The organism is Chryseobacterium sp. Marseille-Q8038, from assembly GCF_965111995.1.
In genome coordinates, this window is record NZ_CBCOPN010000001.1 from 2,515,902 (window position 1) to 2,529,432 (window position 13,531).

The 13,531-nt window shown below is 37.4% G+C and carries 10 protein-coding genes; 3 read left to right on the forward strand and 7 right to left on the reverse strand.

What is annotated here, in order from left to right; translation table 11 throughout:
• The first annotated feature begins 54 nt into the window (after positions 1 to 54).
• The 3 genes from ACWPWS_RS11690 (at position 55) to ACWPWS_RS11700 (ending at position 2,571) form a co-directional block, all read left to right on the forward strand.
• On the forward strand, positions 55 to 654 hold the full coding sequence (locus ACWPWS_RS11690; RefSeq protein WP_454046603.1) for a TetR/AcrR family transcriptional regulator: 600 nt from the start codon (positions 55 to 57) through the stop codon (positions 652 to 654).
• A 61-nt stretch (positions 655 to 715) separates the two neighbouring features.
• Positions 716 to 1,996, forward strand: coding sequence for an MFS transporter (locus ACWPWS_RS11695; RefSeq protein WP_454046604.1), 1,281 nt, complete (start codon positions 716 to 718; stop codon positions 1,994 to 1,996).
• 5 nt (positions 1,997 to 2,001) lie between these two features.
• Positions 2,002 to 2,571, forward strand: a complete 570-nt coding sequence (locus ACWPWS_RS11700) for a cysteine hydrolase family protein (RefSeq protein WP_454046605.1) — start codon at positions 2,002 to 2,004, stop codon at positions 2,569 to 2,571.
• 388 nt (positions 2,572 to 2,959) lie between these two features.
• Here ACWPWS_RS11700 and ACWPWS_RS11705 read toward each other — a convergent pair whose 3' ends face one another.
• The 7 genes from ACWPWS_RS11705 to ACWPWS_RS11735 all read right to left on the reverse strand — a co-directional run bounded on the left by ACWPWS_RS11705 (position 2,960) and on the right by ACWPWS_RS11735 (position 13,142).
• Complete coding sequence (locus tag ACWPWS_RS11705) at positions 2,960 to 3,592, reverse strand: MgtC/SapB family protein (protein ID WP_454046606.1); 633 nt, start codon at positions 3,590 to 3,592, stop codon at positions 2,960 to 2,962.
• A gap of 117 nt (positions 3,593 to 3,709) precedes the next feature.
• On the reverse strand, positions 3,710 to 4,549 hold the full coding sequence (locus tag ACWPWS_RS11710; protein ID WP_454046607.1) for an SH3 domain-containing protein: 840 nt from the start codon (positions 4,547 to 4,549) through the stop codon (positions 3,710 to 3,712).
• Between the two features lie 23 nt (positions 4,550 to 4,572).
• Positions 4,573 to 5,400 (reverse strand): 50S ribosomal protein L11 methyltransferase, encoded by an 828-nt coding sequence (gene prmA, locus ACWPWS_RS11715; RefSeq protein ID WP_454046608.1) that lies wholly within the window; start codon positions 5,398 to 5,400, stop codon positions 4,573 to 4,575.
• A gap of 593 nt (positions 5,401 to 5,993) precedes the next feature.
• Entirely contained in the window at positions 5,994 to 6,707 is a 714-nt protein-coding gene (locus ACWPWS_RS11720; protein ID WP_454046609.1) for a 3-ketoacyl-ACP reductase, read from the reverse strand.
• 382 nt (positions 6,708 to 7,089) lie between these two features.
• Positions 7,090 to 8,676, reverse strand: a complete 1,587-nt coding sequence (locus tag ACWPWS_RS11725) for a calcineurin-like phosphoesterase C-terminal domain-containing protein (protein ID WP_454046610.1) — start codon at positions 8,674 to 8,676, stop codon at positions 7,090 to 7,092.
• 43 nt (positions 8,677 to 8,719) lie between these two features.
• Positions 8,720 to 10,168, reverse strand: coding sequence for a SusD/RagB family nutrient-binding outer membrane lipoprotein (locus tag ACWPWS_RS11730; protein WP_454046611.1), 1,449 nt, complete (start codon positions 10,166 to 10,168; stop codon positions 8,720 to 8,722).
• A gap of 10 nt (positions 10,169 to 10,178) precedes the next feature.
• On the reverse strand, positions 10,179 to 13,142 hold the full coding sequence (locus ACWPWS_RS11735; protein WP_309513676.1) for a SusC/RagA family TonB-linked outer membrane protein: 2,964 nt from the start codon (positions 13,140 to 13,142) through the stop codon (positions 10,179 to 10,181).
• Positions 13,143 to 13,531 lie beyond the last annotated feature (389 nt).

A 13,531-nucleotide genomic window follows, 5' to 3' on the forward strand; every position in this document is an offset into this window, starting at 1 on the left:
CAAAATTTGTTTTTTTGTCAAAAATATTTTATTTTTGTACTCATATTTCAGACAATGTCATCTCACACAGAACAAGATCAGCTTTCCCAACAAATACTGGATACCGCTTCAGGGCTGTATCTGAAGTATGGTTTAAAGAAAGTGACAATGGATGACATTTCAAAAGCAGTTGGTAAAAGCAGAACATCAATTTATTACTATTATAAAAATCGCGAGGAAGTGTTCCAGGCAGTTCTGGAAAACCTGATCAAAGAAGTGATTTCTGAGATTGATTCCAGGATGAGGAAGAAAAGAACTTTCGAAGGAAAGATTCAGGAGTTTTGCCTTGCTAAAGTGAAGACCTCGGAAGAAAGATCTTCATTTTTCAGAGCGATAGAAGCAGGAATGGATCACGAAGAGAAATCAAAGCATATTATCGATGCCCACAACCGAATGATGGAAGCGGAAAGAAATCTTCTGCTCAATTTATTTTCAACAGGCATTACCAAAGGTTCAATTCCGGAAGTTGCCATTGAAGAGCAGGAAACCATAATCTTCATTCTACAGAGCAGTATCAGAGGAATAAGGCGTGAAATGAGCCTAAAAAACAATTTTGAAAGCTTACACAATACCGTGAATACTTTGACTTCTATGGTTATTAAGCATATCAGTTAAAATTTTTTATCCAAATTTTGACATTTTTACATTATTTGTCAAATAGTCTATTTCAAAAAAAATGAACAAACTAAGTAATATCAGTACATTCCGGGCTTTCAAAAGCACCAATTATACTTTGTATTTTTTCGGGCGTTCTGTCTCACAATTTGGGACATGGATGCAGCGTACAGCCGTGGTATGGGTTGTATACAGCATGACGCAATCTGCTTTTATGCTGGGGCTCACCATTTTTGCAGAACAATTCCCTTCATTTTTATTTTCGGCTTTTGGTGGTGTGGCTGCAGACCGATATAATCGCTATAAAATTATTCAGATCACTCAAATTTTATCATTAATTCAGGCATCTTTACTGGCATTCCTGGTAATGACCGGACATCAGAATATCTGGAGTTTCATTGTACTTAGTGTTTTTCTCGGAATTATCAATGCCTATGATATTCCGGCAAGGCAGGCTATGATCAATGAAGTGGTAACAGATGATGAAGATCTTCCCAGCGCCCTTTCTCTAAGTGCAGCCATGGCAAGTATTGCAAAACTGGCAGGTCCTGCCCTGTCCGGAATTATCCTTCAAAAGTTCGGAGCCGGAACCTGTTTTCTCATTAATGCAGCCAGCTTTGCCGCAGTAATGCTTTCCATTTCGCTGATGAAAATAAAAATCATTCCTAAAAAACCGACTAAAAAAGGAACTTTCACAGAACTGGCAGAGGGTTTCAGATACCTGAAAAAAGAACCTTCTATCAGTCTGGTCATCATTATGCTGAGTATTACAGGTCTATTGATCTTACCCTACGATACTTTAATTCCTGTTTATGCAAAGGAAATTTTTAAAGGGGATGCTAAAACATTCGGTTATATTTCAAGCTTCATTGGGATTGGAGCAGTACTCGGAACTGTATTTCTGGCTTCATTGAAGAAAGGAGCCTCTATGAGAAACATTCTGATTCTGAGTACAGCTATTCTGAGTATTGGGCTGATATGTTTTTCTTATGCCACCAATTTCTACTGGTCTATGTTCTTTGCAGCATTAACGGGATTGGGAGGTGTGGCGCAATTTACCACATGCAACATTATTGTACAGTCTGAAGTGATTCCTGAAATGCGTTCAAGAGCAATAAGCATCTTATTGACCGCCATATTTGGGATGCTGCCTTTGGGAAGTGTACTTATTGGATTTATCTCCGAGAAAATAGGAGCTCCCAAAACATTATTACTGGAAGGGATTTCAGGAATTTTAATTGTGATTGTCTTTAGACGTTTACTGTTTAAGAAAAATAAGACTGAAGCCGTCAATCCCCAGCTATTGGAAGAATCGGAGGAACAATTCATCAATAAATTATAATTAAAATGGAAAATACAAAAACAGCATTGTTGGTGATGGACATGCAGTCGTCAATAGTAAGCAGCTTAACTGATCCTGAAGAGGTGGTCTCTAACGTTAAAAAGGTTATTAAAGCTGCAAAACACTGCCAAATTCCGGTTATTTATGTTATCATCGGGTTCAGACAAAGAATGCCGGAAATAAGCGCTCATAACAAAGTATTTTCAGGTCTTAAACAACATATGGCGAATGTCAATATGAAAGAATGGATGGCCATTCATCCTGAACTTAGTCCTGAAGAGGAGGATATCGTTATTACCAAAAGAAGATTCAGTGCTTTTACAGGAAGTGATCTTGAAGTCGTTCTCCGCGGACTGGATGTTCGACATTTGGTACTGACAGGAGTTTCTACCAGCGGGGTTATTTTATCTACGCTAAGAGAGGCTGCTGATAAAGATTACGACCTTACCGTGATTGAAGACTGTTGTAAAGACGGAGATGAAGAAGTACATGATATACTGATGAGAAAGGTTTTCCCTAGGCAGGCAGATGTTATTAAGGCCAATGACTGGATCGTACAGCAAAACAAAAATTAACAAAAGCAGAAAACAATTTCCCTCTTCCCTATTCGTTTCATTGGATTAAAATTCCGTTTCACGGATCTATTTCGCTGAATCAGTTTATCTTTTACGTCAATGGATGAGAAGACACGCTACTTTTACATGGTAAACGTTGCCGAAAGGTCACTTAGTTAGTTTAATTAGTAGTAAGGAACATTGATTAAGGATCAATAAAAATCTTTTTGTGCTTTAATTCCTTATAGCCATTGATGGCTCAACTATACACTTAATCATGTTTGGGTAGGATTGGTTTGCGCCAATCCTATTTTTTATTTTTAAATGATTTTTTGAATCTATTTTTCCCACAGATTGCACGGATTTTTACAGATGTTTGCGGATAATATGGATTTATTTTGATCTTTAATTAAAATCGGAATTCTTCAATGGATAGATCATTCAGTAAGATTTTTGTACAAACTTCGTGTTTTCTTGCTGCTCCCTCAACACGCCAGATAATGGTGTATTTTTCTCCGCTTCTTACCTGTTTTCCTCGGATCGATTTCAGGCCATGTTCTTTGAAAATGGACTCATATTTCTCCACTACTCCATCTTCATAGGGAATTGTAATCTGATAGGTATAACGCACACTTATTCTGTCAATAATATCCTGAACATATTTGAACATAATAAGCAACAGAAAAACAACTACAGAACCTATAATCGCTTCCTGATAATATCCTGCTCCTATTGTCATACCCAGAGAAGCACAAATCCAAATGGTAACCGCAGTTGTAAGACCAGAAACTCTGTTTTCTTCTTTAAAAATAACTCCCGCTCCAACGAATCCTATTCCTGTGATAATATTGGCGGCAATACGGTCAGGACTTCCGGGCCCGCCCAAACTCATGGATAGCATGGTAAAAATACAGGCTCCCAGTGTCACCAGAATCATGGTTCGTAATCCGGCTGACTTCAACTGGTATTCTCTTTCAATTCCAATGATACCGCCTACAAAAACTGAAAATAGAATGGGAAGTAAATCTTCAAGTATGTCCATTTGCTTTTTTATCTTCTAAATGTATTTGATTTTTTTCAACTGTAAAAGAGTCTTCCCATCTTTATACAAAAAAACCGCTGTGGATACAACGGTTTAATTTATGGGAAATACAGACTATTATTTCAGTTTATAGGAACTTCCGTTCCAAAGATAAGTTTTGGAAGCGCTTTTCTTTTTCTCTCTGTCTTTTTCATCCACTTCCATATCTTCCACTTTTAGGATAAATGCGTTGGGAATTCCTCCTTTATCATTCGGAAAAACATATTCTTCACTGTGATAAAAAGCTCCTGCATCCCCTACATTTGTTAATTGTGGAAGTGTAATCAGTTTTTTATCTTTAAAAAGAACATACTGATCGTAGCTTGCGATTCCGCAGGCTTCTCCGGAAACCATTGCCTTAAGAGTGAATTCTACATTTTGAAGCTTGTGATTGCTTTCAACATTGAAAGATGCTGAACTCAGTTCTTCTCCTCTTCCTGTATCAAAATACACCTCATCAATGAGTGTATTTCCTTCCATTACCTTTATTCCGGCAATATTCTGTTTTTGGATCTCATTATATTCTTTATTCTTCCTGTCAATTGTTTTGGAAAGCCCAAAAAGGAAATCATAGCCATTTTTGTTACGATATCCTACAGAAAGATTGCCTCCCCAGATATATCCTTCCATTGTACTTTCTCCCTTCTGATAAGAGATTTTATACCAATTGGCAGATCTTTCTCCCAATTTCAGAACAGTTTCTTCTTTTTTAAGAATCACCACCTGCTGATTCGTCTGTAATGAATCTACAATCTGAGTATTGACTCCCGGATCCAACCTCACGCGGGTCCAGTCTGTAAAGATTTTCTGCGTTTTATTTTCTTCAAAACCAAAGATTCCATCTGCATATACTTCATTTTCCTGCGCGGTAAAAAACTGCAGCATCAGTAAGAATAAAGCTGTCCATAAAGTTTTCATATTCGTATTTTGTTTTTTGTGTGTTATTTTTCAAGCAGAAGACTTACCCACTCTTCACGCTGTAGCTTCTTTTTAAGTTCAAGGCCGCTTTCTTTGCATACTTCCAGAATATCATCCACATCAAAGAAACATAATCCCGAAAGCAATAGTTTTCCTCCGTTGTTCAATACTGAAACATAAGTCGGAATATCTGAAATAAGGATATTTCTGTTGATATTGGCCAGGATAATATCATAATTCTCTTTTCCTAAGTTTTCGGCAGTTCCTTGTTCAATATCCAATTCTACATTATTTCTTGCAGCATTTTCTTTTGAATTTTCCACAGACCACTCATCAATATCAATGGCTTTTGTATCGCCTGCTCCCTGCTGTTTTGCATAAATAGCCAATACAGAAGTTCCGCATCCCATATCCAATACTTTTTTACCATTGAAATCAATATCCATCATTTGCTGGATCATCAAATGGGTGGTAGGGTGATGTCCTGTTCCGAAAGACATTTTAGGCTGAATGATAATTTCATGCATTCCTGGTACAGATTCATGGAACTCTGCTCTGATCAATACTTTATCATCAATATTGATGGGAGAAAAATTCTTTTCCCATTCTTCATTCCAGTTGATATTCGGCATTTCTTCGAAAGAATATTCAATTTTTACATTTTCGTTTTCAAAGATCGGAAGTGCTTTCAACTGCTCTTCCTGAAACAAATCTGTCTGAATATATCCTAAAATTCCGTCAATTTCTTCTGTAAAGCTGTCGAAACCTATTTCGATAAGTTCCGCCATTAAAATCTCATTCCAAGGCTGTAATGGAGAAATTTTGAAATTGAATTCTAAATAATTTTGCATGTGACTAATTTGCTGCAAAAATACTAATGTTATTACGGTTAAAAAAATGAAGTTGTGATTTTTGGCTGAAACCGGGGATTTTTATTTTTTTGAATGGATAAGATAGGAAAGTTTTATTTGTGGAATTTTTATCCCACAGATTGCACGGATTGCACAGATTATTGCCCATCATATATTCAATAGGGGCGGGCTTTAGCCCGTCTACAAAATCAAGACAAATTCCATTGGCTTTAGCCAAAACCTATCATTAGAGACCTGGAAATAAATTGCCAGATTTTTTGAAATGCGAGAAATTCCAGGTTTGAGCTAAAGCCTAAATGGAAACGTAAAAAAGAAAGCGGGCTAAAGCCCGCTTCTATTAATGAATATGATATGGAAAGTTTAGGTTATGATTTTTTATCCCACGGATGGCACAGATGACACAGATTTTTGAATTTCAGAGAAATTGTAAGTTTTGGCTAAAGCCACTAAGATTGGAAAAAGAAGAAGCGGGCTAAAGCCCGCTCCTATTGAATTTTATTGTTTATGGAAGATTAACAGTTCTTTGCTGACAACTGTAAACTTTAAACCTTGAACTTTAAATTTTTAAACTCTTAAGGATTTGTAGAGAAAATAGAACCGTTTGCAATCAACGCTCTTCTGTTCATTTTCAGGATATCTCTAACCCATTCTGCAAAGTCTTCCGGCTGTAATACTTTATCAGGATTTCCGTCTGTAAGTCCACCCTGGATGCTCATATCTGAAGCAATGGTACTTGGAGTCAAAGTGATCACACGGATATTTTGTTTTCTCCATTCTGCCATCATAGATTGAGAAAGAGATACTACGGCTGCTTTTGAAGCGGCGTAGGCTGACATATTCGGACCTCCTTTCAGACCTGCTGTGGAAGCTACGTTTACAATATCACCTTCCCCTTTAGCTTTCATAAATGGATGAGCTGCTTTGGCTGCATAATATACTCCGAACAGATTGGTTTTAATCACCTGCTCCCATGTTTCAGAAGGCATTTCTTCGATACTTCCGAAGTCTCCGATTCCGGCATTGTTGATCAGAATATCAATACCTCCCAATTGTTCTGCCAAAGATTCTATTCCCGCTTTTACCTGAATTTCATTGTCTACAGAAAAAACTGCATAGGCTGAGTTTACACCCAGTTTTTTGATTTCTTCAACCGTCATTTTAAGGTTTTCCTCATTTCTTCCTGTAATGGCAACGTTTACTCCTTCATTGGCCAAAGCTAATGCTACAGCTTTTCCTAATCCTCTTCCACCACCTGTTACGATGGCATTTTTTCCGCTTATATTCATAGTAGTAATACTTTTCTTTATACAAAGTTACGAAAGAACATTTTTATGAAATGGTGAAAACACGGATTTAATAGTTTTTTAATGATTGGGAAGGGCAATTAAAACTTATATTTTCTTAAACCACAAAAGTCACAAAAGTTTTTAGACACTTAAGTTTTTTAAGCTATTAGCTTTAAGTATAAGAAGTACACTTAAGTTTTATGAAAATCGTAGATTTCATTTTATATAAACTTTTATGCAGGATCATTACACTTTTAAATTATTCTAACCATTAATAACCTTTTGTGGCTTTTGTGGTTTCCAAGAACTTCAGCAAAAATAGAAGCCGATTTGTTGGATCGGCTTCAAAATCTAAAAAAGGTATAGTAAAAAAAATAAAAACTTAAGGAATCTGAATTGAATTCTGCACTTCAAACTCTTCTGAAGATGAGAATTCATTTCCGTACATGTCTACAGCTTTCACCTCAACTTTGTGCTTTCCTAATGGTAATTTTTTAGGAAAGTCTGCTTCCCAGATATGCTTTGACATTTCAGGATTGGAAGGTCTTCTTCCCGGAAGAATATTATCAGTAGAATCCCATTTGAAAACAGAAAGGGCAAAATTCGGGTCTATGGTTTCATCATACTCCATTTCTTCCCATTTACCACCATCGATTCTGTATTCTACTTTGTCTTTTTTGCTTCCCATGAAGAAATTGGCCAATACTTTTGCTGATGTTCTTGAAGAAGGAATCACTTTTGGAATATATAATTTAATTTGATAGTCTTCCGGTTTTCCGGCTGTTTTGTATTTAACTTTATATTGATTGTCTGTAAAGCTGATGAATGAATATCCTTTGGCTGTTCCGTCTCTCATCGTTGAAGTAGGAAGTCCGGCATCATCCGGTGTTCCTGAATACCAGTCGCCACAAGTGGTTCCTACGTTATATTCGTGTAAGTCTTTGATTCCATTCCAGCCTGCTTTTTTTCCATAGAAAATCTGCTGTTGGATGTGTGTATGTGCTGATAGAAGCAATACATTCTGGAAAGGATGTAAGAAATCAAATAATTTCTGACGGTCTGCATTTCTGAAACTGTCTTCGTTGTTATGCTCCAACGGTATATGGAAAGATATAACGATCAGTTTATTCTTATCAACCAGTTTCAGATCGTTTTCAATAAACTGGAGCTGGTCTTCACGGAATCCTCCCCAATATCCTTTGCCGTCTCTCGGATCCGGATAAAGAATATCATCCAGAATGATGAAATGTACATTGCCGTAATTGAAGGAATAATTGGCAGGACCAAAATTAGACTCGAATGTTTCATCGGAAAGGTTATCTTCCTTCGCATCATAGTTCATATCATGATTTCCCATTACATTGTACCAAGGCAGCCCCACTTCTTTCATCACATCTGCATAAGGTTTCTGAAGACTTAGATTGTCTCCTACCAGATCTCCCAGACTGATTCCCAACACTGCATTTTTCTTGGTGTTCTTCACTTCATTTACAATTCCTCTTTTGAAGTAATCCAGTTCTTTTTCTGTGTAAGGCTGTGGATCACCGAAAACAAGGATATCAAAATTTTTGTTTTCATTTTGTTTATAAAGCGGAAAGTTCAATTCTTTGGGAAGATCTCCTGTAGGAGCAACGCCTTTGTATTTGAAATCCGCCGGAGAACCTTTGGGTTTATGATGGTAATAAAACTGAGGTAAGTTATTCGCATTCAAAGCAGTCTGATATCCTGAAGGTTTGATCACAAAAATAGTCTGATCTTCCTGAACAGGCAGGCTATATCTACCATTTTTATCGGTAAGAACTACCTGAACACCGTTGGAAACAGCTACTCCTTCAATTCCTTTTTCGCGGTTTTCTTTCTTTTGATTTTTGTTACTGTCTTCGTATACATTTCCGGAAACAGAAGTTTGTGAGAATGCCATTGCTGAAACCAACAGGCAAGGCACGATACATTTTATATTGATACTCATTATCTTTTTAATTTTTAAATTATTTTAATCTTTAAATCTCAAATTATTTATTCCACCACATTTTGACATTGATATTGTCTCCTCCCATGGATTGTACAGCGGCATTATAATTATCCGTATTCATAACTTTTGTAGCGGTAGGATACATGAATCTCACAGGCATCTGCCCTCCGTTCTGAAGACCTCCGTTATTAGGAAGCACAGGCAGTTTTGTACGTCTGTATTCATACCATTGCTGATGGTCTACAAAAAACAGGGAAATGTATTTCTGAAGCATAATTTTTTCCAGAGAGCCGTCATAAGCCACTTTGGTATTACTGAAATAATTGGCAGGAACTGTTGCTCCCCATTGTTCAATAATTGACTTTACTCCGGTTTCGTAGTAGGTCTGCTGGTTTCCTGCGATGATTCCTTTGTTCACCAATTCTGCCAGAATAAACTGAACTTCAGAATAGGTCATGATTAAAATTTTTAAAGGTGCTTTTGCAAGATTTTGGTTAAGGTTAGAAGGCTGATAGTTGAAAGCGGTTCCCAAAGCATATCCCGATGGAGCTCCTTTATATCCAAGATCTTCCCCGGTAGTTGCTTTAGCTTTCGTAAAAAACATGCTCAACCTTGGATCATTATTATCTTTCATAGCATTTACAAAAAACTCGCCTGCTGCCCTGTAAGCGGTAAAATCCTGAGGGCGGGCAATTGGTGGTAAGTATGGGGATATTCCCGAAAGCGGCAGTACAGCACTGTCTGTATTATTCTGGAAAATAGGGTATTGAGCAGGGTTATTGACAATTTCCTGAATTCTTTCATACACATTCACTTCTCCGTTTCTGCTTAGAATTCTGGTCAGTAATCTTAATGAAAGAGAGTTACAGAATTTTTTCCATCCTAAGATACCGGTCTGGCTGTTGGTATTGGCATTATAAAACAAATCTGTTTCTGCTAATGCCTGGTTGGTATTGAATAGTGAATTGGCTGTTTTCAGATCGTTTAACAGTTGGATGTAAACCTCTTTCTGCTTATCATATTTTGGTTTCAAAATATTTTCTTCAACTCTCACTGCTTCAGATAAAGGTATATCACCGAAAGCATCAGTAAGATTGGAGGCAATCCACGCATTCAGAACCATTGAAATAGCCAGGTAATTATTATTCTGTTCTTTGGCTGCATATTTTTTCAGGTCACTTACCTGCTTAAGCCATCTGTAAGAAGTATTCCAGTATCCGTTTCCACTTTTTTCGTCCATATAATATCTGCTGTAGGAATTTCCTTCATTGGGAAAGTCTAAAGCGATCTGCATGATATCAAAAGTGAAATCATCGGCTCTGTTATAGCCATAACTTCCCATTTCATACTGGATGGGAGCAAGAAGACTTCCTACTGACGGATCTTTAACCTTGCTGGTATCCGTATTCATTTCATCAAATGTTCTGTCACAGGACTGAAGCATGAAAACAGAAGCGACCAATGTCAGATGTATGATTATTTTTTTCATTTTTAAAATTTTAGAATTTAAGATTTAACTGAAATCCAACGGTTCTTGCGGTTGGAAGCTGTCCCATCTCTACTCCCGGAGTAATGGTTGCATTATCCAGCGTAGCGACTTCAGGATCAAAAAGTGGGAACTTTGTCCACATCCACAGGTTCTTTCCGAAAATGGCAATCGTAAGATCATCCAGACCTATAGATTTTATGGTTTCTTTCGGGAAAGAATAGGCAATTCTGGCATCTCTCAGTTTAATAAAATCTGTACTGAAGCTGTTGGTTTCTACATTGGCTCTTCTATAGTAATCTCCATAATAAGAAGATACCAGTACTCCTTTTATATTCGGGCTGAAAGATCCGTCAGGATTCTGAACAACACCGTCTCCCACAATCATTCCACCTGGATTGTCTCTTCCCGGAAGTGTGGATTTCAGCTTACCTTGCTCTGACATTTTGTGATGTGACTGTGAATAAGCGATACCACCATATTGTCCGTCAAATGAGAAACTGATGGTAAAGTTTTTAATTCTGAAATCATTCTGAAGACCAGCTCTCCATTTCGGGAAGGCATTTCCTACTTTTTCAATATCTGCAGGTCTGGCGGGAAGTCCATTATCTCCATAAATTACTTTTCCGTCCGGGGTTCTTAATAATTTAAATCCATACATATCTCCCAGCGAACCTCCTACTTCCATTTTATAGAATACCACATCTCCCACATTGGAAACGATACCATCAAATCCTTCAGGTAACGTCATCACTCTGTTTTCGTTGGTAGACCAGTTTCCCCCTACTTTCCAGGAGAAGTCTTTGCTTTTTACCGCTAAGATATCGGCTGAAAGTTCAAGACCTCTGTTTCGGATTTTTCCGGCATTGATTATCCTTTTGGAATATCCGGTTTCAGTGGGTAATGATACCGGGACAATCTGGTTTTCACTGAAATTCTGGTAAGCGGTAAGATTAAGGTTCAATCTGTTTTTGAAAAGGCTGAAATCCATACCGGCTTCTATATTGGTATTTTTCTCCGGTTTTAGGGAAGGATTATTAAATGTTGTAGGCGCTATTACACTTCCGGTGATATTACTTGCTGTATAATAGTTATCCAAAAGATAAGGATCACTGTCTATTCCTACTTTCGCCCATGAAGCTCTTAGCTTCCATAAGTTCAGGTTATTACTTTTCAGATTAAAAATGTCTGAAAGAATGAAACTGGTACTTACTGAAGGATAAAAGAAAGATCTGTTTTGTTTTGGAAGCGTAGAACTCCAGTCATTTCTTCCGGTAACGTCCACAAATATTTTATTGTCATATCCTAGCGTTAATAATCCATAAACACTGTCTACATGTTTGTCTCTTGGTGCCGGATATTTAACCGGAATAGAAAGTGCATTGGTAAGGCTGTATTCACCAGCAGTTTTCAATCCTATCGCCTGATAATCTGTCATCAGGTATTCATTATAACGGATACTTCCTCCTGCTGAGGCAGAAATACTGAATTTATTCCAATCTCCTTTGTAAGAGAATAAAACGTCATTGTTATATTCCTGATTTTTGATAAACTGTTCTCTGTAGAACCCTTTCAGGTAATTTGCAGAACTCCATGGTCTTTTGGTTGTTCTTTTTTCATTCAGAATTTCAATACCTGACCTCAGCATTAAACTGAAATTTTTATTAAATTGATAATCTGCTGTAATGTTTCCTGTAATGGTCTTTTTTCTGACCCCATTCAACATTTCGTAAGCGATCATATAAGGATTGTCAATAAAGGAGCTGAAAGGATGGATTTGATCAACCTGTTCCTGACCCGGCTTCCAGATCGGTTTGTACCATTCCAGATCCACATTGGGATTTTGGAAGATCATGAAATAAGAAATCGACTGGTTGTTGTATCCCGTCGCAGGAAGGTTGTCACTGGAAGTAGTGTTATAGGCAAATTTTGTTGAAATTTTTAATTTTTTAGTTAGTTGATGGGCAAAAGATAAGGCGAAATTGAATCTGTCAAAGCCTGTATTCGGCATCATCCACTCGTTATTAAGATAGGTAAGTGAAGATCTGAAGCTTGTTTTCTCGTTGGAGCTTTCTACGGAAATACTGTTGGAATAGGTAGAACCTGTTCTCCAGAAACCTTTGATATTATTTTCGTAAGGTCTCCACAATTGTCTTTCCTTACTTTGTCCCATTACATTAGGATCGTATTGGAAGTAATACTGTCCGGCAAATTTAGGTCCGAAAGCACTACTTGTACCACCCGTACTTGGGCCATCCGGGGAAAGACCATAAGAGTAGTAAAAATTTCCTGCTGTATTGGTTGCGAGAGTTCCCTGCCCGTATTCATACTGCCAGTCCGGCCACTTTAATACGGAATCAAAGCTGGAGGAAGAATTGAAAGCTACTCTCAGTTTTCCATTCTTTGTTTTTCCGGATTTTGTGGTAATCATTAATGCTCCGTTGGCAGCACGTGATCCGTATAATGCGGCAGCAGAAGCACCTTTTAAAACCGTTACAGATTCAATATCATCGGGATTGATGCTGTTCAGTCCATTTCCAAGATCAATCGGAACATCACCTCCGGAACCTGCTCCATAGGCTGCCGTACCGGAACCTGTAGTAGAATTTCCCAATGGAACACCATCTACAACGATCAGCGCGTAGTTATGATCCATCATAATGGATTTTTCACCTCTCAACGTAATTCTGGAAGTCCCAAGCGGTCCCGCACCTGCAGTCTGAATTTTAAGACCCGCCACTTTTCCTTCCATGGATTGTGCCCAGTTGTTGTTCTGGGTTTCTTCAAATGTTTTGGCATCTACTTTTTCCGCAACATATCCCAAAGCTCTGTCATGCCTTTTAATCCCCAAAGCAGTAACCACTACCTCATCAAGACCTTTAACGGTATCTTTTTTTACTTTCTGCTGAGCTGCCAGGTTGACACTGATACATCCTAACAGCGACAAAACCAGCAGTTTTTGTGTCTCTTTACGCATTTCTTTTTGTTTGCGCAAAATTAAAACGACATTACAAGGATGGTCTTAACACAATTTTAACGTTTCTTAAAAAATAATTAAACCATATATTAATCAAACCTTAATAACATTACACAAATAACTAATTATCAAGAAATTAATCAATTAATTATTTTTAATACCTGTCTCCAGCGGCATTTATGTATCTTTATTGTCTTTCCTTGAGATAATACCACAAAATAAACACAATTAACTGATTTACAATAAAATAAACATCCATTCATTGATATTCTTTCTTTTACAATCAATAAAAAGAAGAGCTTAGGCTGTAAAAAGAAACAGTCTGCCTCTTTGAAAGGGCAGACTGTGTAAATTATTGGTTATCTGTTGAGATGATTAAAAAATTTCGT

Bases quoted from the DNA above. Each gene is read 5' to 3' on its own strand.
- ACWPWS_RS11690 (WP_454046603.1), top strand. From the start codon at position 55: ATGTCATCTCACACAGAACAAGATCAGCTTTCCCAACAAATACTGGAT.
- ACWPWS_RS11695 (WP_454046604.1), top strand. From the start codon at position 716: ATGAACAAACTAAGTAATATCAGTACATTCCGGGCTTTCAAAAGCACC.
- ACWPWS_RS11700 (WP_454046605.1), top strand. From the start codon at position 2,002: ATGGAAAATACAAAAACAGCATTGTTGGTGATGGACATGCAGTCGTCA.
- ACWPWS_RS11705 (WP_454046606.1), bottom strand. From the start codon at position 3,592: ATGGACATACTTGAAGATTTACTTCCCATTCTATTTTCAGTTTTTGTA.
- ACWPWS_RS11710 (WP_454046607.1), bottom strand. From the start codon at position 4,549: ATGAAAACTTTATGGACAGCTTTATTCTTACTGATGCTGCAGTTTTTT.
- prmA (WP_454046608.1), bottom strand. From the start codon at position 5,400: ATGCAAAATTATTTAGAATTCAATTTCAAAATTTCTCCATTACAGCCT.
- ACWPWS_RS11720 (WP_454046609.1), bottom strand. From the start codon at position 6,707: ATGAATATAAGCGGAAAAAATGCCATCGTAACAGGTGGTGGAAGAGGA.
- ACWPWS_RS11725 (WP_454046610.1), bottom strand. From the start codon at position 8,676: ATGAGTATCAATATAAAATGTATCGTGCCTTGCCTGTTGGTTTCAGCA.
- ACWPWS_RS11730 (WP_454046611.1), bottom strand. From the start codon at position 10,168: ATGAAAAAAATAATCATACATCTGACATTGGTCGCTTCTGTTTTCATG.
- ACWPWS_RS11735 (WP_309513676.1), bottom strand. From the start codon at position 13,142: ATGCGTAAAGAGACACAAAAACTGCTGGTTTTGTCGCTGTTAGGATGT.